This is a genomic window from Mesorhizobium sp. CA7, assembly GCF_020165015.1.
Classification (GTDB): Bacteria; Pseudomonadota; Alphaproteobacteria; order Rhizobiales; family Rhizobiaceae; genus Mesorhizobium.
Map to the genome: position 1 here is coordinate 129,638 of NZ_JAIUHH010000014.1, position 24,510 is coordinate 154,147.

Consider the following 24,510-nt stretch of genomic DNA (forward strand, 5'->3'; position numbering starts at 1 on the left):
CTGTCGCGCGGACACGCGGCGCTGCTTTGGATAGCTTGATATCAGGCGTTCAGCCAGCACTCGTTGAGCGCATAGCCGTCCATCATCTCGCCATTCGGGTTCTTCACCCAGCCGCCGACCTTCTTGGTGTTGGCGGCGCCGCAATTCCGTGCGGAAGCCGCTTAACAGCTCTGCGGGAATTGCGTCAGTTGCCGGCGCTTTCCATGCGCCGGCCCTTGATGGCCTTCTCTAGCCAGCCGATCTCCATTTCGGGAACGGAGGAGAGGAGCAGGTCGGTGTAGGCGTCGAAGGGCGGCGTCAGCACCTTGCTTTTGGATCCGTAGCGCACCACCTCGCCGCGATACATCACAGCGATCGAATCGGCGATCGACTTAACCGTCGCCAGATCGTGGGTGATGAAAAGGTAGGCCACCTTCTCGATCTGCTGCAAGTTGAGCAGCAGCTTGAGGATGCCGTGGGCGACCAGCGGATCGAGCGCCGAGGTCACCTCGTCGCAGATGATCAGCTTCGGCTTGGCGGCGAGCGAGCGGGCGATGCAGACGCGCTGCTTCTGGCCGCCGGAAAGCTCGGCCGGATAGCGGTCGACGAAGCCCTTGCCCATCTCGATCTCGTCGAGCAGCTCGGCGACGCGCTTGTCGCGCTCGCGGCCCTTCATGCCGAAATAGAACTCCAGCGGCCGGCCGATGATGGTGCCTACCGTCTGGCGCGGATTCATCGCCACGTCGGCCATCTGGTAGATCATCTGCAGCTGGCGAAGGTCCTCCTTCGGCCGGTCGGCGAGCCTGTTGGCAAGCGTGCGGCCGTCAAAGACGACGCTACCTTGCTCGGGCGGCAACAGGCCGGTGATGGCGCGCGCCAGCGTCGATTTGCCGGAACCGCTCTCGCCGACCACGGCCAGCGTGTGGCCCGGAAAGATGTCGACCGAAACGTTCTTCAGCACCTTGACGTGGCCGCCGCCATAGGCGGCCGTCACGTTCTTCACCGATAGCATCGGCGTCGTGCCCGGCTGCTGTTCCTGGTGTTCGATCTGATGCACCGAGACCAAGGCGTTGGTGTATTCCTGGCGCGGCTCCTTGATGATCTGGCGGGTGCCTCCCCATTCGACCAGCCGGCCGTGACGCAGCACCATGATCTCGTCGGACACTTGTGCCACGACGGCTAGATCGTGGGTGATGTAAAGGGCCGCGACATGGGTGTCGCGAATGGCATCCTTGATCGCTGACAGCACGTCGATCTGCGTCGTCACGTCGAGGGCCGTCGTCGGCTCGTCGAAGACGATCAGGTCCGGCTCCGAGCACAACGCCATCGCCGTCATCACGCGCTGCAGCTGGCCGCCCGATACCTGGTGCGGGAAGCGTTGGCCGATCGTTTCGGGATTGGGCAGGCTGAGCTTCCTGAACAGGGCGACGGCGCGTTTCTCGGCTTCGGCGCGGGTCGCGGTGCCGTGCAGGAGCGTAGCCTCCACCACCTGGTCCATCAGCCGGTGCGCCGGATTGAAGGCCGCCGCAGCCGACTGGGCGACATAACAGACTTCGCGGCCGCGCAGCTTGCGCAGGCCTTCCTTGCCGCCTTTCAGTATGTCGCGGCCGTTGAGGATGACCTCGCCGCCGGTAATCCGAACGCCGCCGCGGCCATAGCCCATCGACGACAGGCCGATGGTCGACTTGCCGGCGCCGGACTCGCCGATCAGCCCAAGCACCTTGCCCTTCTCCAGCGTCAGCGAAACGTCGTGGACAAGCGTGATGGTCCTCGGTGCTTCACCCGGCGGATAGACCGTCGCTTCGATGCGCAGGTTTCGGATGTCGAGGAGAGGACCGGACTTTGCTTTGCCGTCAACCATCAGCCGCGTCCTCCCTTCAGGCTTGTCGTGCGATTGAGCACCCAGTCGGCGACGAGATTGACCGAGATCGCCAGTGCCGCGATCGCCGCCGCCGGGATGAGCGCCGCCGGAATGCCGAACACGATGCCGTCCTTGTTCTCCTTCACCATGCCGCCCCAGTCGGCATCCGGCGGCTGCACGCCGAGGCCGAGGAAGGACAGCGTCGACAGGAACAGCACGGCATAGATGAAGCGCAGTCCGAGTTCCGAGACCAGCGGCGACAGCGCATTGGGAAGGATCTCGCGGAAGATGATCCAGCCGCTGCCTTCGCCGCGCAGCTTCGCTGCCTCGACATAGTCCATGACGTTGATGTCGACGGCGACCGCGCGCGACAGTCGGTAGACGCGGGTCGAATCGAGGATGCCCATGACCAGGATCAGCGTCACCAGGTTCGACGGCAGCACCGAAAGCACGACGAGGCCCATGATCAGCGTCGGGATCGACATGAGGAGGTCGACGAGCCGCGACAGGATCGTGTCGTACCAGCCGCCGAATACCGCCGCCGAAAAGCCGAGAATGGCGCCGAGCGAGAACGACAGCGCCGTCGCCAGCACTGCGATGAACAGCGTGATACGGGCGCCGTAGATCATGCGCGACAACAGATCGCGGCCGAGATTGTCGGTGCCCAGCCAGTGCGCGGCCGACATCGGCTCCCACACGTCGCCGACGATCTCGGCGTTGCCGTGCGGCGCGATCAAGGGCGCGAAGATTGCCGCCAGCACGAACAGCGCGGTCAGCACCAGGCCGGCCAGCGATGGCAAGGGGATGCGTCTGATATCGAGCATATCGGCCGCCCCCTACTTCGGATGCCTGAGTCGCGGATTGGCGACGATCGCCGCAATGTCTGCGATGATGTTGAGGGTGATATAGACGGCGGCGAAGATCAAGCCGACCGCCTGCACGACCGGCACGTCGCGCTTGGTGACGTGGTCGACCAGATATTGCCCCATGCCTGGATAGACAAAGATCACCTCGACCACGACGACGCCGACCACCAGATAGGCAAGGTTGAGCATGACGACGTTGATGATCGGCGCGATCGCGTTCGGGAAGGCATGCTTGCGGATAACGGCAGCGGCCGACAGCCCCTTGAGTTCCGCCGTCTCGACATAGGCCGACTGCATGACGTTGAGGATCGCCGCGCGCGTCATGCGCATCATATGGGCGAGCACCACCAGAGTCAGCGCTGCCGCAGGCAGCGCGATAGCCTGCAGGCGCTCACCCAAAGACATTCCGTCATAGACGGTCGAGATGGCCGGGAACCATTGGTGCTGGACCGCGAAGTAGAAGACGAGCAGATAGCCGATGAAGAACTCCGGGAAGGAGGTCGAGGCAAGCGCCACGCCGGAGATCAGCTTGTCGACCCAGCCATTGCGGTAGCGCACCGCGATCAACCCAAGCGTGATCGCCAGCGGGATAGCCACGATGGCCGCCCAGAAGGCCAGGAACAGCGTATTCCACAGCCGTTCCTTGATCGAAGTCGCGATGTCCTGGCCGCTCGACATGGCGGTGCCGAGATCGCCGGTCAGCACGCCGCCCAGCCAGTGGAAGTAACGGATATAGGCAGGCTGGTTGAGCCCGAGCTGCTCGCGCAGATTGGCCAGCGACTCCGGGGTCGCCGATTGTCCAAGGATGGCTTGCGCGACGTCGCCGGGCAGGATCTGCGTACCGGCGAAGATCAGGACCGAAACGGCCAGCAGAAGGAGGATGCCCAGCGCAATGCGCTGGGCCACCAGTTTCACGATGGGTGAGGACATCTCCGCAAGGCCGTGCTCAGGCTTCGAGCCAGCACTTCGCCAGCGCGTAGCCGTTGCAAAGCTCCTGATGCGGATCCTCCACCCAGCCCGCCACCTTGGGGCCTGTTGCGTCGATGAACTGATTGAACATCGGCAGAATCAGGCCGCCTTCGTCGCGCACCATGACGGCCATGTCGTGGTAGATCGCCTTGCGCTTGGCCTCGTCGAGTTCGGCGCGCGCGGCCAGCACCATCTTGTCGAAGTCCGGGCGCTTGAAACGCGTGTCGTTCCAATCGGCGGTCGACAGATAGGCCGTCGAGTACATCTGGTCCTGGGTCGAGCGACCGCCCCAATAGGAGGCGCAGAAGGGCTGCTTGTTCCAGACTTCGTTCCAATAGCCGTCGCCGGGCTCGCGCTTGAGTTCGATCTTGATGCCGGCCTTGGCGGCGCTCTGCTGGAAAAGCTGGGATGCATCGACAGCGCCCGGGAAGGCGACGTCCGAGGTCCTAAGCAGCACAGGGCCGTCATGGCCGGACTTCTTGTAGTGGAATTTGGCCTTGTCCGGATCGTACTTGCGCTGCTCGATCTCGGTGAATAGCGGGTAGGAGGCGTTGATCGGGAAATCGTTGCCGAGCGAGCCGTAGCCGCGCAGCACTTTTTTCAACATCTCCTCGCGGTCGATCGCCAGCTTCAACGCCATCCTGAGATCGTTGTTGTCGAACGGCGCCGTGTTGCAATGCATGATGAACACGTAGTGGCCCGGACCGGAGTGGTTGCGGATGGTGACGCCAGGCACGCGCTTGATCAGATCGACGATCTTCGGCTCGACGCGGTTGATCATGTTGACCTGGCCGCCCTGCAGGGCCGCCGTGCGCGCTGTCGCATCGTTGATGACGATGATTTCGATCTGGTCGGCATGGCCCATTTTGTCGCCCTGCCAGTAATTGGCGAAGCGTTCGCCGCCATGGCGCACTCCGGGCTCATTGACCTTGACCTTGTACGGACCGGCGCCGATGCCCGCATCGGCCTTGTCCTTGCCGCCGTTCGGCTGCACGATCAGGTGATAGTCGCTGAGGAGGTAGGGGAGGTCGGCGTTGGGCTCCTTCAGCGTCAGCACCACTTCCTTGCCGTTGACCTTGATGGTGTCGATGCCCTTCATGTAGCCCAGCGCGCCGGACTTGGACTTCTCGTCCGAATGACGCTCGAGCGTGGCCGCGACGTCTTCTGCGGTAACCGTCTTGCCGTTGTGGAATTCGATGCCGTCGCGGATTTTCAGCGTCCAGACCTTGGCGTCGTCCGAAGAGCCAATCTCCTCGGCGATGCGGTTCTCCAGCTTGCCGTCGGGCGAGAGCTCCACGATCAATTCGCCCCACATTTTGCCGAAGGCGAAGGGCACCTGGGTCATGAACAGGGCCGGATCGAGGCTGTTGGTGGATTCACCGCCGACCAGGCCGGCCTTCAGCGTGCCGCCCTTGACCGGGCCGGCAGCGCGCACGGCGCTGGAGAGCAGCGAGTTGGCGAAGGTGGCGGTGACGCCGAGCGCCGCGGCGCGACCGAGAAAGTCGCGACGGCTAAGTTTTCCGGCCGCGACTCGCCGGCTGAGATAGTCGAGTTCGTTAGACATTATGGTTCCTCACTCTGGGTATCCGACCTTATGGTCGTTTCTTGCTATTGGAGGAGATAATGACCGTAAGGGAAAGCGGCAGGCAAGACCGAATGCGACATACCTTGGCGTAAATCGTACGTCGCATTTGGACCAATCTTGCTTCGGCTCAAACCATGGAGCGGGGAATCGTCTGCTCGAAGTCGCGTTCGAAGACCAGCTTTTCGCCCTCGTAGGCTTCGATTCTGGCGCTGACGATGAAGTTTGCGGCGTCCGATCGCATCCCGGCAAAGGTTTCGGTCCGCACCGACCATTCATTGCGCGACAATGTCTGCGTCCAATGCGTGGCTCCTGTGGCCGACAGCGGGTCGTCGGGATGGATCGTCCATATCTCGCGCACGACGCTGCCATTGGCCAGCCCATGGTCGATGTCGCGCACCTCGCCGAAATCGTCGGTTATGGAAAGCCTAACCAGCCCGGTCTTCTCGTCGCGATCGACATGGCGTTCGGAATTCGCCTGCCTGATCGTCTCGGTCGCCCACGGCGTCGCGCCTTCCGGTTCAGGGAATGAAACCTCATCCCCTCTTGCCAGCGGACGCCGCGGCAGCTTCAGCGTCGCCTTGACGAGATCCAGCCGTACCGGTTCCGGTGAGGGCCAGATCATCGGCCAGTAAGCGGTCGAAACGGCGATGCGCAATTTGTGGCCGGCCGGCACACGATAGGCGCATTGGTCGAGCACGACGCGCGCCGAAACCGTCTGCCCGGGAACCAACGATTCGGGGAATTCATGCGAGTTGCGGTGCGTGAGATTGAGCACGCCATAGGAGATCAGCTCCGAGGCGCCGTCCGGATGCACGTCGCAGAGCCGCACCGCGATGTTGGCCTGCGGCCGGTCGGAGGCAAGCTGGACATCGAGCTCCGGCGCCCCGACTATGTCGATCGCTTCGCCGAGCTCGGGTTGATCGAAACAAACCGACAGCGCGTCATCGGGGCGTTGGTCGCCCGGCAGTTCCGGCCCGAAGGTGAAGGGAAAATATTCGCCGCCGGCAAGTCCGCAGGTCTGCGGCGACGCGACGATCGCGTGCTTGGCGCCGTCGGGGATGAGCTCGATCGTCTCAAGCTTGATGTTGGCCGACGGCCAGGTCTGCTCGGCCACCCAGCGGCCCGGCCGCTCGGGATGCCAGCGCGCCGGGCGCACGCTGTCCATCACATAGGCGCGGTAGGCCGGATCGGCCTCGACGCCGGTTTCAGCGCCCTTCAGCCAGCGGTCCCACCAGCGCAGCGCTTCCTGCAGGAAGCCGATCGCCGGCTTGGGTCCGGCGTAATGCGGGTATTTGTGGATCCAGGGACCGACGATACCTTTGACCGGCGACCGGATGTTGGTGACGAGATGGGAAATCGTGTTGCGGTAACCGTCATGCCACCCGCCGATCGACAGCACGGCCGCTTTCACCGCCGAAAAATCCTCACAGATCGAGCCGCGTTTCCAATAGGCGTCGCGATGCTGGTGGCTGAGCCAGAGCGGCAGAAGGAAAGGCTGGTTCTCCAGCCGGTTAAGCCACAAATCCCGCCAGCGGTTGCCGCCGGCGATCGCCGGATCCGGCGGCCGCGACGAATAGGACAGCATCGTTGAGGCCCAGCCGAAATTTTCCAAGAGTAGGCAGCCGCCCTTGTAGTGGATGTCGTCGGCATAGCGGTCGACGGTCGAGCACAGGCTGATCACCGCCTTCAGCGCCGGCGGCTGCTTGGCAGCCACCTGCAGGCAGTTGAAGCCGCCCCACGAGATGCCCATCATGCCGACATTGCCGTTGCACCAGGGCTGCGCGGCCGCCCAGGCGATGACGTCGCAGGCGTCCTGCAATTCCTGCTCGGAATATTCGTCGTCCATCAGCCCTTCGGAATCACCATTGCCGCGCATGTCGACGCGGATCGAGGCGTAGCCGTGGCCGGCGAAATAGGGATGGGTGAGCTGATCGCGAAAGATGGTGCCGTCGCGCTTGCGGTAGGGCAGGTGCTCGAGGATCGCCGGCACCGGATCGTCAGTCGCGTCCTCCGGCATCCAGACGCGCGCCGACAGCCGGCAGCCATCCGGCATGACGATGCCCATATCGGGAAATTCGACGACTTTGCGGGGGAATTCGGTGACGGTTTTCATGGGGCGCATAACGCTACGCGGTGCGCCGACTTTCAATCGCCATTCGCGACTGGAGCATCAAAAAATGCGACCTGGGTCGTTAGCGCAATTCATCTACCAATTCGGGGTGCTTTTCCAGCAACGTCATCAGCTGAATGGTCGGGCCGCTCGGCTCGATGAGGCCTCTTTCATATTTGTCGAAGGCATTCTCGCCGACCTTGAACAGAGACCCGGCTTCACGCTGCGATAGCTTTAGTTTGGTGCGCATACGCCGGATTGTGGCCGGGGCAGGAACACCATCCGTCTTCTCCTTGAGAAGGCGGAGCGCCGCATCGACAGCAATCATGTCATCCCCGACATGCACGCTCTCACCATCCGAAGCTGGATAATAGCCGGGCAGGTCGACCGTCATGCTCTCGCCCTTGTAGGTCACGGCGAATGGACGAACCCCGCGCGTCAGCGTCTCTCCTGTTTCCGGGGAGGTCATCGTTTCAGGCCTCTCTTTTTTTGCCATGGCTATTTCTCCTTGAATGCCACAACCGTGAATTCAGTCACGACATCCGCCTGAAATTTCACATAGAGGATCAGGTCGCGCGCTGGGACATGGTAAACATCTTGCCAGACCCGATGATTCGCGAACGTTGTCATCGATTTTACGAACATCTTTGGTGTCATGGTGCCAATCACCTCGACGACACTCGTGCGATCGAACCCGAGACCAATGGCATCGCGCAGCGCTGATATCGTGATTGCCAGCGTATCGGCAGACCCAAACGTCGTCTTGATCGCATCAAGATCGTAAGTCGGTCTGCGCTTCTCCATACGTCAATATGCCACCATAAAGGTGGCAAATCAAGATTCGAAAATTGCTCAGTTCAGCGGAATGTCGTTGTCGGCCTTGCTTGCCTGATAGGCCTCCGACAGCTCGTCATAGCGCGCCGAAATTCTGCCGATCCGAGCCTCCAGCCGCTTGCGCTCAGCGTCGGGCAAAGCCCTGACCAGCCTGCGTATGGAAAAGCTCTTCCAATAGGCGTTCTCGGCATTGTAGCCGCCTGGATCTAGGGTGAAGACCTCTTTCAGGATTCTCAGATCGTGCGGGATGGCGAAGCTGTCGCGCGAATCCTCATGGCTGAAGAGGTAGTAGAAATTGTCGAAACCGGTCCAGGTGATCGCCGACAGGCAGAGCGAGCAGGGCTCGTGCGTGGCGACGAACAGCGCATCCTTGGTGTCGACGCGCTCGGCCTTGGGCATTTCGTAGAAGCGCTTCAGGCAGTGCACCTCGCCATGCCAGAGCGGATTTTCCATCTCGTTGTTGGTCTCGGCCAGCACCAGCGAACGGTCGTCTTTCCGCAGGATCGCGGCGCCGAACAGCTTGTTGCCATGGGCGACGCCTTGCGCCGTCTTCGGCACGATGTCGTGCTCGATCACATCGAGCAGGCGGTCGATCAGCGAAATGTCGGTCATGGGAATCGCGAGCTTTCAGGGAAGGTGGATCTCGTAAGGATGCGAGAAATGGAACTCTTCGAGATTGGAGCCGTCGCCGCCCCGGTCGACGATGAGGAAATCCTGTTCCTCGCCGATCGGCGTCAGCACGCCGTGCCAGAGATTGCGGCGGTAGTTGATGCCTTGTCCAGGGCCGGCGAGAAAGGCATGCGGTTCACCCGGGCCGTCCTTCGTGTCATGGCAGACGACCACCAGGAACGGCCGCGGCGACAGCGGGATGAAGGCCTGGCTGCCGAGCGGATGGCGCTCGACCATGGTGAGCTTCAGCGGCATCTCATAGGGCGTGCCGCGCACCATCGAGATCAGCACGCGCGCATTCGGGCCTGCGGCTTCCGCCGTGGCGAGGTCGTGATAGCGCATCGCCTTGCCGCCGTTGATCGGGTAGCGGTTGTCGCCGCCCATGTCGATGACGTCACCGAACGGCGCGAAGTTCTCGCGGGTCAGCGGCTGGGCCACGATACGGCTCACCGCGCCCTGCTCCCAAGATAGCCGCCTAGCCTGGCATGCCGGTTGACGTCCTTGTAGAGCAGATAACGGAAATTGCCGGGGCCGCCGGCATAGCAGGCCTGTGGGCAGAAGGCGCGCAGCCACATGAAATCGCCGGCTTCGACCTCGACCCAGTCCTGGTTGAGGCGGTAGACCGCCTTGCCTTCCAGCACATATAGCCCATGCTCCATGACATGGGTCTCTGCGAAGGGGATGACCGCACCCGGCTTCAGCGTCACGATGGTGACATGCATGTCGTGGCGCATGTCGGCCGGATCGACGAAGCGGGTCGTTGCCCAGCGCCCTTCCGTGCCCGGCATCGGGCTTGGCGCCACGTCATGGTCGCTCGAGAAGAAGGCTTCCGGCGCGTCGAGCCCATCGACCGCCTCATAGGCCTTGCGGATCCAGTGGAAGCGGACAGCGCTGCCGCTCTCGTTACGCACCTTCCAGCCGCTCGAAGGCGGCAGGAAGGCGAAGCCGCCGGGGGCAAGCACATGTTTCTTGCCGGCAAGCGAAACAGTGAGCTCGCCCTCGACGACGAACAGCACGCCCTCGGCGCCGGCGTCGAGTTCGGGCCGGTCGCTGCCGCCCCCCGGCAGGACTTCGACGATATATTGCGAAAAGGTTTCGGCAAAGCCCGAGAGCGGCCTTGCGATGATCCAGGCCCGGGTCTCGTCCCAGAACGGCAGTGGGCTGGTGACGATGTCCTGCATCACGCCCCTGGGGATGACCGCATAGGCCTCGGTGAAGACGGCGCGGCCGGTCAGAAGCTCGTTCTGGCCGGGATGGCCGCCATGCGGGGCGTAATAGGTTCGCTCGGCAGTCTTGATCATATCCATCGGTCCTGGCCCTCAGAGCAATTCCAGGAAAAGTATGAAGCGGTTAGGTCGGCGGCTTCGCCGTGGCCTTCCATACGGAATTGCGTGAAAAACAAACATTAGAGTGGGAGCATGTCTTTCAGGCGAAGCAGTGCGATGCGCTCGACCTGTTTGCAGGCGGTTTCGAACTCGGTGCCGCGGCTGTTGCCGATCCGCGCCTCGAACTCCGCCAGGATTTCGTTCTTTGTCTTGTCCTTGACCGCGATGATGAAAGGGAAGCCGAAGGTGGTGACATACGCGGCGTTGAGTTTCGAGAACAGCTCGCGCTCCTTGTCGGTCAGCGCGTCGAGCCCGGCGGAGGCCTGCTCCTTGGTCGATTCCGGCGTCAGCCGCTTGGCCGCCGCCAGCTTGCCGGCGAGGTCCGGATGGGCGTTGAGCACGGAAAGCCGTTCGGCCTCGCTCGCCGCGCGGAAGACGCGGCAGAGCGCATTGTGCAGGCCGCCCGCGCTGTCATGCGCGGGCCCGAGTTCCAGTTCGTAGGCGCGCTCGGCGATCCAGGGCGAATGCTCGAACACGCCGCCGAAGGCATGCACGAATTCCTCGAACCCCATCCGCGACGGCCGCAGCGCCGGCGCCTCGTAGGGATGCGTTTCGCGCCAGTGTTTGGCGATGTCGATGCGCCGTGTCAGCCACACCTTGTCATGGGATTTCACATAGTCGACGAAGCGCTTCAGCGCCGCGACCCGTCCGGGACGGCCGACCAGCCGGCAATGCAGGCCGATATTCATCATGCGCGGCCTACCCGCCTTGCCCTCGGCATAGAGCGTATCGAAACTGTCCTTCAGATAGGCGAAGAACTGGTCGCCGGAGTTGAAGCCCTGCGGCGTCGCGAAGCGCATGTCGTTGGCGTCGAGCGTGTAGGGGATGATGAGCTGCGGCTTCTCCAGCCCGTCGCGGTCGAACCAGTAGGGCAGCTCGTCGTCATAAGTATCGGAGACGTAGTCGAAGCCGCCTTCCTCGGCGACGAGCCGCACCGTGTTCACCGAAGTGCGGCCCGTGTACCAGCCGGTCGGCCGTGCGCCGGTCACCTCGTAATGCAGCTTGATCGTCTCTTCGAGATCGCGCCGCTCGTCCGCGGCCGAGTGGTCGCGATAGTCGATCCATTTCAGGCCATGCGAGGCGATCTCCCAGCCAGCCTCCTGCATGGCGGCCACTTGGTCGGGCGAGCGCGCGAGCGCGGTCGCGACGCCGTAGCAGGTCACCGGCACTTGTGCTTCGGTGAACAGCCGGTGGAGCCGCCAGAAGCCGGCCCGCGCGCCGTACTCATAGATCGATTCCATGTTCCAGTGGCGCTGGCCGACCCATGGCGCGGCGCCGACGATCTCCGACAGGAAGGCCTCCGAAGCCTTGTCGCCGTGCAGCACGCAGTTCTCGCCGCCCTCTTCATAGTTGACGACGAACTGCACCGCGACATGCGCGCCGCCGGGCCATTTCGGATCCGGCGGATTTGCCCCGTAACCGCGCATGTCCCGATCGTAACGCATTGCCGCTCCTGCCCGATGGTCGAGATGAAGATATCGAAAGGAGTGCGCATGCATTCCCCCGAAAATTTTTGAAAGTGCTTTTTGCCACGCTCCGCTCGACCGGGGCTTATGCATAGCCTTTAATTGGCGCACAATTGACCTGAAACTGAACCGGGATGGGAGGCGGCCAGTGGCAGAGACGTCGAAAGCCGATGGCGGGCGCCTGACGACCCATGTGCTCGACACCGCGGCCGGCCGGCCTGCAAAGGGCCTGTCGATCGGCCTTTTTCGCATCGAGGGCCAGGGCCGCACGCACCTCAAGACCGTCGCCACCAACGATGACGGGCGCTGCGACGCGCCGCTGCTTGCCGGCGCCGATTTCCGCACCGGCGAATATGAACTGGTCTTCGCCGCCGGCGACTATCTGCGCGGCCAGGGGATCGACCTGCCGCAACCTGCTTTCCTCGACATCGTGCCGATCCGCTTCGGCATGGCGGAAGCACGGCACTACCACGTCCCGCTCTTGATTTCGCCTTACGGCTACTCGACCTATCGGGGGAGCTGAGACATGGCTGAGACCCGCAACGAAATACGCTTCATCCTGAACGGCAGCGACGTGGCGCTGAAAGACGTCGCGCCCGATGTGACCTTGCTGGACTGGCTGCGGCTCAACCGCTCGCTGCGCGGCACCAAGGAAGGCTGCGCCGAGGGCGATTGCGGCGCCTGCACGGTGCTGGTCGGCAAGCTCTCCACCGAAGGTCTCGTCTATGAAAGCGTCAATGCCTGCATCCGCTTCGTGGGCTCGCTCGACGGCACCCATGTCGTCACCGTGGAGCATCTGCGCGGCGACGGTGAAAAACTGCATCCGGTGCAGCAGGCGATGGTCGATTTCCACGGCTCGCAATGCGGCTTCTGCACGCCAGGCTTCATTATGTCGCTCTACGGACTGTGGATGAAGACGCCCGACCCGTCCAACGCGGCGATCGAAAAGGCTCTGCAGGGCAATCTGTGCCGCTGCACCGGCTATGAGGCGATCATGCGCGCCGCGCACGCCATTTCGAGCTACGGCAGGGCGGCTAAGGATCCGCTGGCCGTGGAGCGCGACGACATCACCGCGCGGCTGAAGGCACTGCGCGATGGCGCCAGGGTCGAGATCGGGTCGGGCAAGGCGCGGCTGATCGTGCCGGCCAGCGTCGACGATTTCGCAGCCTTGCTCGAGAAGGAACCGGGCGCCACCATTGTCGCCGGCTCGACCGATGTCGGCCTGTGGGTCACCAAGCATATGCGCGACATCTCGCCGGCGATCTTCATCGGCGGCCTCGACGGCTTGCGTACGACCTCGGAAAAAGACGGCGTCATCACCATCGGCGCCGGCGTGACCTACACCGAAGCCTTCGAGACGCTGTCGAAGCGTGTCCCGGCATTGGGGCCGCTCGTCGACCGCATCGGCGGCGAGCAGGTGCGCAACATGGGCACCATCGGCGGCAACATCGCCAACGGCTCGCCGATCGGCGACATGCCGCCGCCATTGATCGCGCTCGGCGCGCAGCTCACGCTGCGCAAGGGCGAGGCCCGCCGCACCATACCGCTCGAAACCTTCTTCATCGCCTATGGCAAGCAGGACCGTCAGCCCGGCGAATTCGTCGAATCCGTGCATGTGCCGGTGCCGGCAAAGGACACGAAGTTTGCCGTCTACAAAGTTACCAAGCGCCGCGACGAGGATATCACTGCGACGCTCGGGGCATTCAACCTGACCTTGGCCAAGGATGGCGCGGTAGCCGACATCCGCATCGCCTATGGCGGCATGGCGGCGACGCCGAAGCGCGCCGCGGCAGTCGAAAAGGCGCTTATTGGCAAAACCTGGAGTGAAGCGACAGTGGAGGCCGCGATGGCGCAATACGCCAGCGACTTCACGCCGCTGACCGACATGCGCGCGACCGCCGAATACCGGGCGCTGGCGGCAAAGAACCTTCTGCTGCGCTTCTATATCGAGACGACCGGAACGAAAGCGCCGTTCCAGGTCTCGCGCGACGAGGCGGCCTGATGAACAAGCACGCCACTCCCAACCTCAAGGCGGAAAAAATCGCCGGCGGTGTCGCCACCGACCAGCGGCACGATTCCGCGCACAAGCATGTCAGCGGCGCCGCCGTCTATATCGACGACATGCCGGAGCCTGCCGGCACGCTGCATATCGGCCTCGGCCTGTCGAAGGTCGCACACGGCACGCTGAAGAGCGTCGACCTGTCTGCCGTGCGCTCGGCGCCGGGCGTGGTGGATGTGCTGACCTATGCCGACGTGCCCGGCGAGAACGATGTTTCGCCGAGCAACATGCATGACGATCCGGTGCTTGCCGAAGGCAAGGTCGAGTTTTATGGCCAGCCGATCTTCGCCGTGGTTGCCGAGACGCGTGAGGAAGCGCGCCGCGCGGCGCGTTTCGCAAAAATCGAGTATGACGAGCTTCCGGCCGTCATCGACATCTGGAACCTCGACCCGGTCAACGACAAGCAGGTCACCACGCCGTTGATCCTGAAGCGCGGCGATGCCGCCGCGGCGATTGCCGCCGCTCCGCGCCGCATCAAGAACCGCATGTGGCTCGGCGGCCAGGATCATTTCTATCTCGAAGGCCAGGTCTCGCTGGCGATCCCCGGCGAGGACGACGAGGTCGTCGTCTATTGCTCGACGCAAGGTCCGAGCGAGACGCAGCATCTGGTTGCCCATGCGCTCGGCGTGCCGAGCCATGCGGTGACAGTCGAAGTGCGCCGCATGGGCGGCGGCTTCGGCGGCAAGGAGACGCAGGCCAATCAGTGCGCGGCCATCGCGGCCATCGCCGCCAAGAAGCTGAAGCGCGCGGTGAAAATCCGGCTCGACCGCGACGAGGACATGACCGCCACCGGCAAGCGGCACGACTTCGCCATCGACTACGAGGTCGGCTTCGACGACGAGGGTAATATCCTGGGCGTCGACTTCACCTATGCGTTGCGCTGCGGGTTCTCCGCCGACCTCTCCGGTCCGGTCGGCGACCGCGCGCTGTTCCACTGCGACAACGCTTATTTCTATCCGGCGGTGCATGCAAAGTCGGCGCCGCTCTACACCAACACCGTCTCCAACACCGCCTTCCGCGGCTTCGGTGGTCCGCAAGGCATGGTCGGCGCGGAGCGCGTGATTGACGAGGTGGCCTTCGCCGTCGGCAAGGATCCGCTCGAAATCCGCAAGCTCAATTTCTACGACCCGATGGAGGCCATCGGCGAGCGAAGCGTCACGCCCTACCACCAGAAGGTCGAGGATTGCATCATCCAGCGGATCGTCGCCGAGCTGGAGGAAAGCGCGAACTATGCGCGGCGACGCCGCGAGATCAGCGCCTTCAACAACAACAGCCGTTTCATCAAGCGCGGCCTGGCCTTGACGCCGGTCAAGTTCGGCATTTCCTTCACCAAGACGGAGGCCAATCAGGCCGGCGCGCTGGTGCATGTCTATGCCGACGGCTCGGTTCATATGAACCATGGCGGCACCGAGATGGGCCAGGGCTTGCATCTCAAGGTGGCGCAGGTCGTGGCGGAAGAGTTCCAGATCGATCTTGACCGGGTCAAGATCACCGCCACCACCACCGCCAAGGTGCCGAACACCTCGCCGACGGCCGCGTCTTCCGGCGCCGACCTCAACGGCATGGCAGCGCAGGACGCCGCCCGCCAGATCCGCAAGCGGTTGACCGATTTCGCAGCCGACAAATATCAGGTGCCCCTGGACCAGGTCGTGTTCCTGCCCAACCGCGTGCGCATCGGCAATCAGGAAGTGGCCTTCAACGATCTGGTCAAGCAGGCCTATATCAACCGCATCCAGCTCTCGGCGGCCGGCTTCTACAAGACGCCGAAGATCCATTGGGACCGCAGCAAGGGCCGCGGCCATGCCTTCTACTATTACGCCTATGGCGCGGCCTGCTCGGAAGTCTCGGTCGACACGCTGACCGGCGAATACGTCGTCGAGCGCACCGATATCCTGCATGACGCCGGCCGTTCGCTGAACCGGGCTATCGACCTCGGCCAGGTCGAGGGCGGCTTCATCCAGGGCATGGGCTGGCTGACGACGGAGGAGCTGTGGTGGGATGACAGCGGCCGGCTGCGCACGCATGCGCCGTCGACTTACAAGATTCCGCTCGCGTCCGACCGTCCGAAGATCTTCAACGTTAAGCTGACCGACTGGTCGTCTGCCTATGAACCGACCATCCACCGCTCCAAGGCTGTAGGCGAGCCGCCGCTGCCGCACGGCATGTCGGTGCTGCATGCGCTGTCGGACGCGGTGGCCAGCGTCGCGGATCATAAGATTTGTCCACGCCTCGATGCTCCGGCGACGCCGGAACGGGTGCTGATGGCGATCGAGAGGTTGAAGCGGGAAGCCGCGAAGCCGGCCTAAAACGTGCAATTCGGGCCGAAAAACCCTATATTTCCCAAGTGGAAATGCAGACGATGAACTCGAAGGCGCAACAGCTGAAGGAATTCCTCGGCCGGGTCGGCCGGGCTGCATTGGTGGAGGTGGCGGCGACGAAGGGTTCGACGCCGCGCGAAGCCGGTGCCTTCATGCTTGTCTCGGCATCGTCGATTTTCGGCACCATCGGCGGCGGTCAGCTCGAATACATGGCGATCGACAAGGCGCGGCAGGTATTGAATGCAGGGCAGCGGTCGCGATCTCCGGCCGGTGAAGCCCGTACCGAGGTCGATGAGATCTGCGCCACGCTTGACGTCCCGCTCGGTCCGGAAATCGGCCAATGCTGCGGCGGCCGGGTCGAGGTGTCGATCCGCCTCGTCGATGCTTCGCTGGAGCAGCAACTGATCGCCAAGGCTGAATCGGAAGAGGCGCATCTGCCGCATGTCTATCTCTTCGGCGGCGGCCATGTCGGCCAGGCGCTGGCCGCGTCGCTGGCGCTGCTGCCGATCCATGTCTTCGTCGTCGAGACCCGATCCGAGGCGTTGGAAGGCATGCCGGAAACGGTGGAGACGCGGCTGACGCCAATGCCCGAAGCCGTGGTGCGCGATGCGCCGGCGGGCGCGGCCTTCGCGATCCTGACCCATGATCATGCGCTGGATTTCTTGATCGTCGCCGAGGCGCTGAAGCGCGACGACAGCGCCTATGTCGGCATGATCGGCTCGAAGACCAAGAAGGCGACCTTCAGGAACTGGTTCCTGAAATCCGCCGAGGGCAGCGAAGCGCAGTTCGCCCGGCTCATCTCACCGATCGGCGGCAATGCGGTGAAGGACAAGCGCCCGCCGGTGATTGCAGCGCTCGCCGCCGCAGAGATCATGACGGCGCTGGTGTCGCACGGCGCCCAGCCGGCTGCTTCGGCCACGCCCGAAAAGACGATGGCGGGCTAACCTGCCGGCCATGTTGTGAAAGCCGGGAAGCGCCTGGCTATTCTTTTTCCTGCGTGTGCGCCTCGAGGAACCACAGCAATTTGTCGAGCGAGCGCGAATAGGCGGTGAAGATGTCCGCCGTATCGCGATCGCCGGCGTCGTCGGCCTCGTCGATTGCTTCGCGGGTCAGCTTGGCGGCCGTGGCATAGCGGTCGATCAACGCCGCCAGATGATCCTTGGTCTTGTGGATGTCGGTCGGATAAGGCCTCAGCTTGGTCGCCTTCGACACTTCCTGCGAGGTGCCGTGCGCGGTGCCGCCGAGCTGCACGGCGCGCTCGGCGATGATGTCGACATGGCCGTCGATCTCCTCGCGGAATTCGTCCAGCATCTCGTGGATGGCGATGAATTGCGGGCCCTTGACGTTCCAATGCGCCTGCTTGGTGATCAGCGCCAGGTCGATGGCGTCGGCAAGCCTGGCGTTGAGCAGATCGATCGATTCCTTCTTGGCATCGGATTTGAGGTCGTTCTTGGTGACGATGGCGTCCATGGTCGGCTCCTGTCCCGCTGCGTCGCATGATGAAAGCTGAAGGCGGCCCGAACGACCGCCAACCGTCAGAACGGCGATGACCAGAATTTCGTTCCGCGTTGGATCGAGGGGCACCATCCCCGACTGCAGGTGTGACTGGCGCTCACCGCTGTTTGCTGCTTTCTTCATTTCCCAAAGCGGCTCGAAACGTGTTTGTTGCGCCTCGCGGGACAACGGGGTCAGGAACATGGACGTATTGAAGATCGCAGCCTTTTCGGACGGGAACACCGGCGGCAACCCCGCCGGAGTGATGATGGGCGGGGCCTTGCCGGATGCGGCCGACATGCAGCGCGTCGCGGCCGAAATCGGTTTTTCCGAAACTGCCTTCGCGGCGCCCGAGGGCGGCGGCTGGCGCGTGCGCTACTTTTCGCCTGAATCGGAAGTGCCGTTCTGCGGCCATGCCACGATCGCGCTCGGCGCGGCGCTGGTCGGAAAGTTCGGCGACGGCATCTTCAAGCTGACCCTCAACCAGGCGGACATCACCGTCGAAGGCTTTCGCGATGGCGCCAACTTTGCCGCCGCCTTGCAGTCGCCACCGACGCGCAGCAGGCCTGCATCGGCCGAACTCGTCGAGGAGGCTCTCGCCTTGTTTGGCTATCAGCCGGGCGATCTCGATCCCGCCATTCCACCGGCGCTCATCCATGGCGGCGCCGATCATCTCGTGCTGGCGCTGAAGTCGCGCGCGGCGTTGGCCGCCATGGCCTATGACTTGAAGCAGGGCCAGTCCTTCATGCGGCGCGAAGGCCTGGTCACCATCCTGCTCGCCTATGCCGAGACACCGCGCCTCTTTCACACGCGCAATCCCTTCGCGTCCGGCGGCGTCTACGAGGATCCTGCGACGGGCGCTGCGACCGCTGCCTTTGCCGGCTATCTGCGTGATCTCGGCTGGCCGCATGGCGGCGCCATCGACATCGTCCAAGGCGAGGATATGGGTATGCGCTCGCGGCTTCACGCCGACATTCCGCCGGCGCCGGGCAGCTCGATCAGGGTGTCCGGAACGGCCAGGCTAATGGACTGATCCGAAGCAATTCCAGAAAAATGCGCCGCGGTTAGGGTCGGCGCTTTTCGCCGTAGCCTTCCGTCCGGAATGGCGACGCCACCGGCCGTTACTTCCCGGCCAGGAGGTCCTTGATCAGCCGCTGGCAGCGCTCGGCCATGAAGTCGAGCAGCAGCCGCACCTTCGGATCCTGCAGCTTCTTGTGCGGATAGACGGCGGCGAACTGCACCGGCGTCGGTGGCGCCTGGGGCAGGATCACCTTCAGCCGCCGGTCGCGGATGAACGGCTCGACCTCGAAACGCGGCTTGTTGATGATGCCGCGCCCCGATAGTGCCCAGCCGGTCAGAACGTCGCCGTCGTCGGTGTCATAGGGACCGTGCACCTCGAATTTCTGAGGTCCGTTCGGCGTCTGCAGCGTCCAGACATATTCGCGCGCGCCGGCATAGCGCAGCATCAGGCAGTCGTGCTTTTTACCGATCAGCTCCTGCGCCTCGGTCGGCTCGCCGCGCGCTTCCAGATATTTCGGTGCCGCCACCAGCACGCGCTCGCATTCCATGATGCCGCGCATCCTGAGGCTCGAATCCTCGATGATGCCGAGCCGGAAGGCGACGTCGATGCCTTCCTTCATGATATCGACATTGTGGTCGGAGAGCCGAAGCCGCACCTCGATATCGGGATATTTGTCATGGAAATCCGGGATGCCTGACGCGATCAGCCTCCGGCCGAGGCCGAGCGGCGCCGTGACCCTGATGGTCCCGCGTGGCTGGCCGGAGAGCGCCGCGACCGCCGCTTCCGCCTCAGTGATCGCGTCCAGCACCTGCTTGGCGCCGGTGTAGAACACGGTGCCATGCTCGGTCGGCATCAACTGCCTTGTCGTACGGTTGAACAGCCGCACCCCAAGATGCTTCTCCAGCTCTTTGATGCGGTTGGAGGCGACCGCCGGCGAAATGCGCATGTCGCGCCCCGCCGCCGACAAATTGCCGAGCTCGACGACGCGGACGAAGACAGCGATGTTGTCGAGATAGGCCATGTGTGGCTCTCAAAAGGCTGAGCGGGGCAACCTTAGTATTTTCCATTTTTTTTTGAAAGTCATCGCGCACCTCGCCTCTTTTCGTTTGCGCGCCAGACCGTAAAGTCGCTCTCATCGGCAGGGACGAGTGCAATGATGGATTTCGCGATTTTCTGGGACTGGCTGAGCTTCGCGGTCCGCTGGCTGCATGTCATCACCGGCATCGCCTGGATCGGGTCGTCCTTCTATTTCGTCGCGCTCGACCTTGGCCTGCGCCAGCGGCCCGGCCTGCCCGCCGGCGCCTTCGGCGAGGAATGGCAGGTGCATGGCGGCGGCTTCTACCACATCCAGAAATATCTGGTGGCACCGGCCGAGATGCCGGAGCACCTCACCTGGTTCAAATGGGAATCCTACGCCACCTGGTTGTCGGGCTTCGCCATGCTCTGCGTGGTCTATTATGCCGGCGCCGATCTATTCCTGATCGACCCCAACGTGCTCAACATCTCGGTGCCGGTCGGCATTCTCTTGTCGCTGGCCACCATCGGCGTCGGCTGGATCGTCTACGACCTGCTCTGCCGCTCGCCGCTGGGCAAAAGCGACACCGGGCTGATGCTGGTGCTTTATTGCGTGCTGGTGTTCATCGCCTGGGGGCTGACGCATCTTTTCACCGGCCGCGCCGCCTTCCTGCATCTCGGCGCCATCACCGCCACGATCATGTCGGCCAATGTCTTCATGGTCATCATCCCCAACCAGAAGATCGTCGTCACCGACCTGATCGCCGGCCGCAAGCCGGACCCGAAATACGGCAAGATCGCCAAGCAGCGCTCGCTGCACAACAACTACCTGACCTTGCCGGTTCTGTTCCTGATGCTGTCGAACCACTACCCGCTGGCTTTCGGCACCCAGTTCAACTGGGTCATAGCCTCGCTGGTCTTCATCATCGGCGTTCTGATCCGGCATTATTTCAACACGGTGCATGCCAGGAAAGGCAACCCGACCTGGACCTGGTTGGGTGCCGCCGTGCTGTTCATGATCATCATCTGGCTGTCGACGGTACCGAAGGTGCTGACCGGCGAGCCGAAGATCTCCGCCGCATCCGCCGCCGCGCAGGTCTACATCGCCTCGGCGCATTTCCCGGCCGTGCGCGACACCGTGCTGGGCCGCTGCTCGATGTGCCATACGGAGGAGCCGGTCTATGAAGGCATCTACCATGCGCCGAAGGGCGTGCTGCTCGACACTGATGAGCGCATCGCCGAGCATGCGCGCGAGATCTACATCCAGGCCGGCCGGGCGCATGCCATGCCGCCCGCCAACGTCACCCAGATAACCGACCAGGAACGGGCCCTTCTGGTCGCCTGGTTCGAAGGCGCCGGAAAGTAAGCATGACAGCGAAAATTCTGCGCGGCCGCACACTCTCCTTCCTGCGCTGGCCCGAAGCGATCGACGACCATTCCGCCTGGCGCTACGAGGAGGATGGCGGTCTGCTGATCGAGAACGGCAGGATCGTCGCCGCCGGCTCCTATGCGGAGGTCTTGAAGAAGGCGGCTGCCGGTGTCGAGACGATCGACCATCGTCCGCATCTCATCTTGCCCGGCTTCATCGACGCGCATGTGCATGTGCCGCAGATGCAGATCATCGCCTCCTACGGCGCCGAGCTGCTCGACTGGCTGAACAAATACACCTTTCCCGAAGAGTCGAAATTCCAGAACGCGCAGCATGGCCGCCGCATCGCCAGGGTCTTCCTCGACGAGATGCTGCGCCAGGGCACGACGACCATCGTCGCCTATTGCTCGGTGCACAAGTGTTCAGCCGAAGCTTTCTTTGCCGAGTCGCACGAGCGCAATATGCTCAACATCGCTGGCAAGGTGATGATGGACCGCAACGCCCCGGACGGCGTGCTCGACACGCCGCAGACCGGCTATGACGATACCAAGGCGCTGATCGCCGAATGGCACGGCAAGGGCCGCCAGCTCTATGCCATCACGCCGCGCTTCGCCATCACGTCGTCGCCCGAGCAGATGGAAATGGCCGGCGTGCTCTGCCGCGAGCATCCCGATCTCCACATGCAGACGCATCTGTCGGAAAACCACGCCGAGATCGCCTTCACCCAGGAGCTCTATCCCTGGTCGCGCGACTACACCGACGTCTATGAGCATTACGGCCTGCTCGGCAAGAAGAGCCTGTTCGGCCACTGCATCCACCTGTCGGAGCGCGAGGCGGACGCGCTGTCGCAATCCGGCTCGGTCGCGGTGTTCTGCCCGACCTCAAATCTCTTCCTGGGCTCCGGCCTGTTCGACTATCAGCGCTATCGCCGGCGCGAGAAGCCGCTCAGGATCGCCGCGGCCACCGATGTCGGCGGCGGCACCAATTATTCGATGCTGCGCACCATGGATGAGGGCTACAAGGTGATCGCGCTGAACGGCGAGAAGCTGAACCCCTTCCAGTCCTTCTGGCAGCTGACGCGCGGCAATGCCGAGGCGCTGTCCGTGGCCGACAAGGTCGGCACGCTGGACGAAGGCACGGACGCCGACATCGTCGTGCTCGACGCCCATGCGACGCCGGGCATGCGGCTCAGGATGGAGACTGTGGAGACGCTGGCGGAAGAGCTCTTCCTGCTGCAGACGCTGGGCGACGATCGTGCCGTGCGCGAGGTCTATGTGGCGGGGCGGCCGGCGAAGAGCGCGATTGTGGCGGGATAAGTCCCGACAATGGGGTAGATCTTCGAGTAGGGCAAGATGATGACTGCGCCTGGTTGCCAAGTGGTTCCCCCACTCCGTCGCCGCTTCGCGGCGCCACCTCTCCCCCCTCCGGAGGGAAAGGAAAGGGGCCAACTGGAAAGGCGCCAGCTTGAATCGCTTCGCGCCTTTCCTCCCCCGTCGATCGGGGGAGAGGTGTCGAGCGAAGCTCGACGGAGTGGGGGTCGACCCTGGCGCGCCCGCGACGAGTGCTTGACCAGACAGAGCTTGTCGTACAAACGACGGTGTCGATTTTCGGAGAAAGAGACATGGCCACCGCCGACGACATCGCTCTGATCAAGAAACAGGAAGCTACGCTGGTCTTCCCCGCCTTCGACGAGGCCGTCGCCTTCGAGATCGGCTCTGCCATCAGGGATCGGGCACTGAAGGAAGATCTTCCGATCATCGTCGACATCAGGACTTTCGACCGGCCGCTCTTCTATGCGGCCATGCCGGGTTCCAACGCCTCCAATCCCGATTGGGCGCGGCGCAAGATCAACGTCGTGAAGCGCTATCTCAGAAGCACCTATCGCCTGGTGCTTGAGCAGCAGCGCCCGGACCGCACTTTCAAGGTCGGGGAAGCGCTCGACATTGCCGATTATGTGCTCGCCGGCGGCGGCTTTCCGGTCACCGTCAAGGGTGCCGGCGTCATCGGCGTCATCGCCGTCTCGGGCCTGCCCGAGCGCGAGGATCATGGCGTCGTGGTCGACGCGCTTTGCGCGCATCTTGGCATCGATGCGAGCGCGCTCGTGCTGCCGCAGGAAGAAAAATGACTGACCCGAAAAGCTTTCTCACCTCGATCTTCGACGCCGCCGTCGCCGCCGCCGACCCGGAAAAGACGATCCGCAATCATTTGCCGGCGAAGCCGAAAGGTCGCACCGTCGTCATCGGCGCTGGCAAGGGGTCGGCGCAGATGGCGGCGGCCTTCGAGAAGGTCTGGGACGGTCCCATCGATGGCCTAGTCGTCACCCGCTATGGCTATGGCGCCAGATGCGAGCGCATCGAGATCATCGAGGCGGCGCACCCTGTGCCGGATGCCGCTGGCCTCGAGGCGTCGCGCCGGCTGCTGGAGAAGGTGCGGGGCCTGACCGCTGACGACCTGGTGGTGGCGCTGATTTCCGGCGGCGGTTCGGCCTTGCTGCCGTCGCCGGCTCCCGGGCTGACGCTTGCCGATGAGATCGCCGTCAATGAAGCGCTGCTTGCCTCCGGCGCGCCGATCGCGGCGATGAACACCATCCGCAAGCATGTCTCGACCATCAAGGGCGGGCGCCTGGCCGCCGCTGCCCATCCTGCGAGGGTGGTGTCGCTGGTCGTCTCCGATATCCCCGGCGACAATCCGGCGCTGGTTGCCTCGGGACCGACCGTTCCCGACACCGGCAGCCGCGCCGATGCGCTGGCCTCGATCGCCGCCTATGGCATGAAACTGCCGGACGCGGTCATGGCCCACATCAATTCGACCGCCGCCGACGCGCCGCGTCCCGATGATCGGCGCTTTGCCGGCAACGAGGTGCACCTGACCGCCTCGGCCGGCGTCTCTCTGGAAGCCGCCGCCGCCGAAGCGAAGCGGCAAGGCATCGAGGCCGTCATCCTTTCGGACGCGATCGAAGGCGAAGCGCGTGAGGTCGGCGGCGTCCATGCCGCGATCGCACGCGAGGTGGCGACGCGCAATCGCCCGTTCGCCAAGCCGGTGCTGATCCTCTCCGGCGGCGAGACGACGGTGACATTGCGCGCCAAAGGCAAGGGCGGCCGCAATTCCGAATTCCTGCTCGCCTTCGCCATCGGCATCGACGGCGTGAACGGCATCGATGCCTTGGCTGCCGACACCGATGGCATCGACGGCTCGGAGAACAATGCCGGCGCCTTCGCCAACGGCTCGACCGTGGCGCGCATGCGCGCGGCAGGCGTCGACGCCAAGGCGATGCTTGCCGGCAACAATGCCTGGACGGCGTTCAATGCGGTCGGAGATTTGTTCGTCCCCGGGCCGACCGGCACGAATGTGAATGATCTGAGGGCGATTCTGGTTAGGTAGCGCGATAAGCGCTGACGTCGTCATTCCAGGGCGAAGCAGGAGCGAAGCTCCGTCGCGCAGACCCTGGAATCCTGTGTGTTGGTTCTGGTGTATGGTTGAAGTGGGAAGGAGACCGAATGAATCCTGGTCG

The 24,510-nt window shown here is 63.6% G+C and carries 22 protein-coding genes; 9 read left to right on the forward strand and 13 right to left on the reverse strand.

What is annotated here, in order from left to right:
- Positions 1–184: 184 nt before the first annotated feature.
- The 11 genes from LB552_RS21940 to puuE all read right to left on the reverse strand — a co-directional run bounded on the left by LB552_RS21940 (position 185) and on the right by puuE (position 11,703).
- Positions 185–1,840 (reverse strand): ABC transporter ATP-binding protein, encoded by a 1,656-nt coding sequence (locus tag LB552_RS21940; RefSeq protein WP_224610193.1) that lies wholly within the window; start codon positions 1,838–1,840, stop codon positions 185–187.
- Positions 1,840–2,664: an ABC transporter permease gene (locus tag LB552_RS21945; protein ID WP_224511772.1), complete on the reverse strand. Its 825-nt coding sequence runs from the start codon at positions 2,662–2,664 to the stop codon at positions 1,840–1,842. Before LB552_RS21945 ends, LB552_RS21940 begins: the two co-directional genes overlap by 1 nt.
- Positions 2,665–2,676: 12 nt before the next feature.
- A complete protein-coding gene (locus LB552_RS21950; protein ID WP_224532595.1) occupies positions 2,677–3,636 on the reverse strand; it encodes an ABC transporter permease in 960 nt (319 codons plus the stop codon).
- 16 nt (positions 3,637–3,652) lie between these two features.
- Positions 3,653–5,239: an ABC transporter substrate-binding protein gene (locus LB552_RS21955; RefSeq protein ID WP_095769414.1), complete on the reverse strand. Its 1,587-nt coding sequence runs from the start codon at positions 5,237–5,239 to the stop codon at positions 3,653–3,655.
- A gap of 148 nt (positions 5,240–5,387) precedes the next feature.
- Entirely contained in the window at positions 5,388–7,373 is a 1,986-nt protein-coding gene (locus LB552_RS21960) for a CocE/NonD family hydrolase (RefSeq protein ID WP_224610195.1), read from the reverse strand.
- A gap of 79 nt (positions 7,374–7,452) precedes the next feature.
- A complete protein-coding gene (locus LB552_RS21965) occupies positions 7,453–7,866 on the reverse strand; it encodes a type II toxin-antitoxin system MqsA family antitoxin (RefSeq protein ID WP_224610196.1) in 414 nt (137 codons plus the stop codon).
- A 2-nt stretch (positions 7,867–7,868) separates the two neighbouring features.
- Positions 7,869–8,174 carry a type II toxin-antitoxin system MqsR family toxin gene (locus LB552_RS21970; protein ID WP_224610198.1) on the reverse strand — a complete coding sequence of 102 codons (306 nt, stop codon included), beginning with the start codon at positions 8,172–8,174 and terminating at the stop codon, positions 7,869–7,871.
- 48 nt (positions 8,175–8,222) lie between these two features.
- On the reverse strand, positions 8,223–8,816 hold the full coding sequence (locus LB552_RS21975) for a nucleoside deaminase (RefSeq protein WP_224610201.1): 594 nt from the start codon (positions 8,814–8,816) through the stop codon (positions 8,223–8,225).
- Between the two features lie 15 nt (positions 8,817–8,831).
- The gene (locus LB552_RS21980; protein WP_224610203.1) at positions 8,832–9,323 is read right to left on the reverse strand and encodes an ureidoglycolate lyase; all 492 of its coding nucleotides are present in this window, start codon (positions 9,321–9,323) and stop codon (positions 8,832–8,834) included.
- Positions 9,320–10,180: a bifunctional allantoicase/(S)-ureidoglycine aminohydrolase gene (locus tag LB552_RS21985; RefSeq protein WP_224610205.1), complete on the reverse strand. Its 861-nt coding sequence runs from the start codon at positions 10,178–10,180 to the stop codon at positions 9,320–9,322. The genes LB552_RS21980 and LB552_RS21985 overlap by 4 nt, the downstream gene beginning before the upstream one ends.
- Positions 10,181–10,278: 98 nt before the next feature.
- Positions 10,279–11,703, reverse strand: coding sequence for an allantoinase PuuE (puuE, locus tag LB552_RS21990; RefSeq protein WP_224610207.1), 1,425 nt, complete (start codon positions 11,701–11,703; stop codon positions 10,279–10,281).
- A gap of 169 nt (positions 11,704–11,872) precedes the next feature.
- Here puuE and uraH point away from each other — a divergent pair, with 169 nt between their 5' ends.
- From uraH to xdhC, 4 genes are read left to right on the forward strand one after another with little or no spacing between them, the layout of a single operon-like run.
- Positions 11,873–12,247: a hydroxyisourate hydrolase gene (uraH, locus tag LB552_RS21995; RefSeq protein ID WP_224532603.1), complete on the forward strand. Its 375-nt coding sequence runs from the start codon at positions 11,873–11,875 to the stop codon at positions 12,245–12,247.
- A 3-nt stretch (positions 12,248–12,250) separates the two neighbouring features.
- A complete protein-coding gene (gene xdhA, locus LB552_RS22000; protein WP_224604265.1) occupies positions 12,251–13,726 on the forward strand; it encodes a xanthine dehydrogenase small subunit in 1,476 nt (491 codons plus the stop codon).
- Positions 13,726–16,089: a xanthine dehydrogenase molybdopterin binding subunit gene (xdhB, locus tag LB552_RS22005; protein WP_224604262.1), complete on the forward strand. Its 2,364-nt coding sequence runs from the start codon at positions 13,726–13,728 to the stop codon at positions 16,087–16,089. The genes xdhA and xdhB overlap by 1 nt, the downstream gene beginning before the upstream one ends.
- A gap of 53 nt (positions 16,090–16,142) precedes the next feature.
- Positions 16,143–17,045, forward strand: coding sequence for a xanthine dehydrogenase accessory protein XdhC (gene xdhC / locus LB552_RS22010; RefSeq protein ID WP_224604258.1), 903 nt, complete (start codon positions 16,143–16,145; stop codon positions 17,043–17,045).
- A gap of 37 nt (positions 17,046–17,082) precedes the next feature.
- Here xdhC and dps read toward each other — a convergent pair whose 3' ends face one another.
- Positions 17,083–17,571 carry a DNA starvation/stationary phase protection protein Dps gene (dps, locus tag LB552_RS22015; RefSeq protein WP_140628686.1) on the reverse strand — a complete coding sequence of 163 codons (489 nt, stop codon included), beginning with the start codon at positions 17,569–17,571 and terminating at the stop codon, positions 17,083–17,085.
- Positions 17,572–17,797: 226 nt separating this feature from the next.
- On the opposite strand from dps, the gene LB552_RS22020 reads away from it, so the two are divergent.
- The gene (locus LB552_RS22020; RefSeq protein ID WP_224604255.1) at positions 17,798–18,628 is read left to right on the forward strand and encodes a PhzF family phenazine biosynthesis protein; all 831 of its coding nucleotides are present in this window, start codon (positions 17,798–17,800) and stop codon (positions 18,626–18,628) included.
- An 88-nt stretch (positions 18,629–18,716) separates the two neighbouring features.
- Here LB552_RS22020 and LB552_RS22025 read toward each other — a convergent pair whose 3' ends face one another.
- A complete protein-coding gene (locus LB552_RS22025; protein WP_140844725.1) occupies positions 18,717–19,637 on the reverse strand; it encodes a LysR family transcriptional regulator in 921 nt (306 codons plus the stop codon).
- A 132-nt stretch (positions 19,638–19,769) separates the two neighbouring features.
- On the opposite strand from LB552_RS22025, the gene LB552_RS22030 reads away from it, so the two are divergent.
- The 4 genes from LB552_RS22030 (at position 19,770) to LB552_RS22045 (ending at position 24,380) form a co-directional block, all read left to right on the forward strand.
- Positions 19,770–20,996 carry a urate hydroxylase PuuD gene (locus tag LB552_RS22030; protein WP_224604252.1) on the forward strand — a complete coding sequence of 409 codons (1,227 nt, stop codon included), beginning with the start codon at positions 19,770–19,772 and terminating at the stop codon, positions 20,994–20,996.
- Between the two features lie 2 nt (positions 20,997–20,998).
- Complete coding sequence (gene guaD, locus LB552_RS22035) at positions 20,999–22,315, forward strand: guanine deaminase (protein WP_224604239.1); 1,317 nt, start codon at positions 20,999–21,001, stop codon at positions 22,313–22,315.
- Positions 22,316–22,620: 305 nt separating this feature from the next.
- A complete protein-coding gene (locus LB552_RS22040; protein WP_224610211.1) occupies positions 22,621–23,124 on the forward strand; it encodes a heme-degrading domain-containing protein in 504 nt (167 codons plus the stop codon).
- Complete coding sequence (locus LB552_RS22045; RefSeq protein WP_224610214.1) at positions 23,121–24,380, forward strand: glycerate kinase; 1,260 nt, start codon at positions 23,121–23,123, stop codon at positions 24,378–24,380. Before LB552_RS22040 ends, LB552_RS22045 begins: the two co-directional genes overlap by 4 nt.
- Positions 24,381–24,510 lie beyond the last annotated feature (130 nt).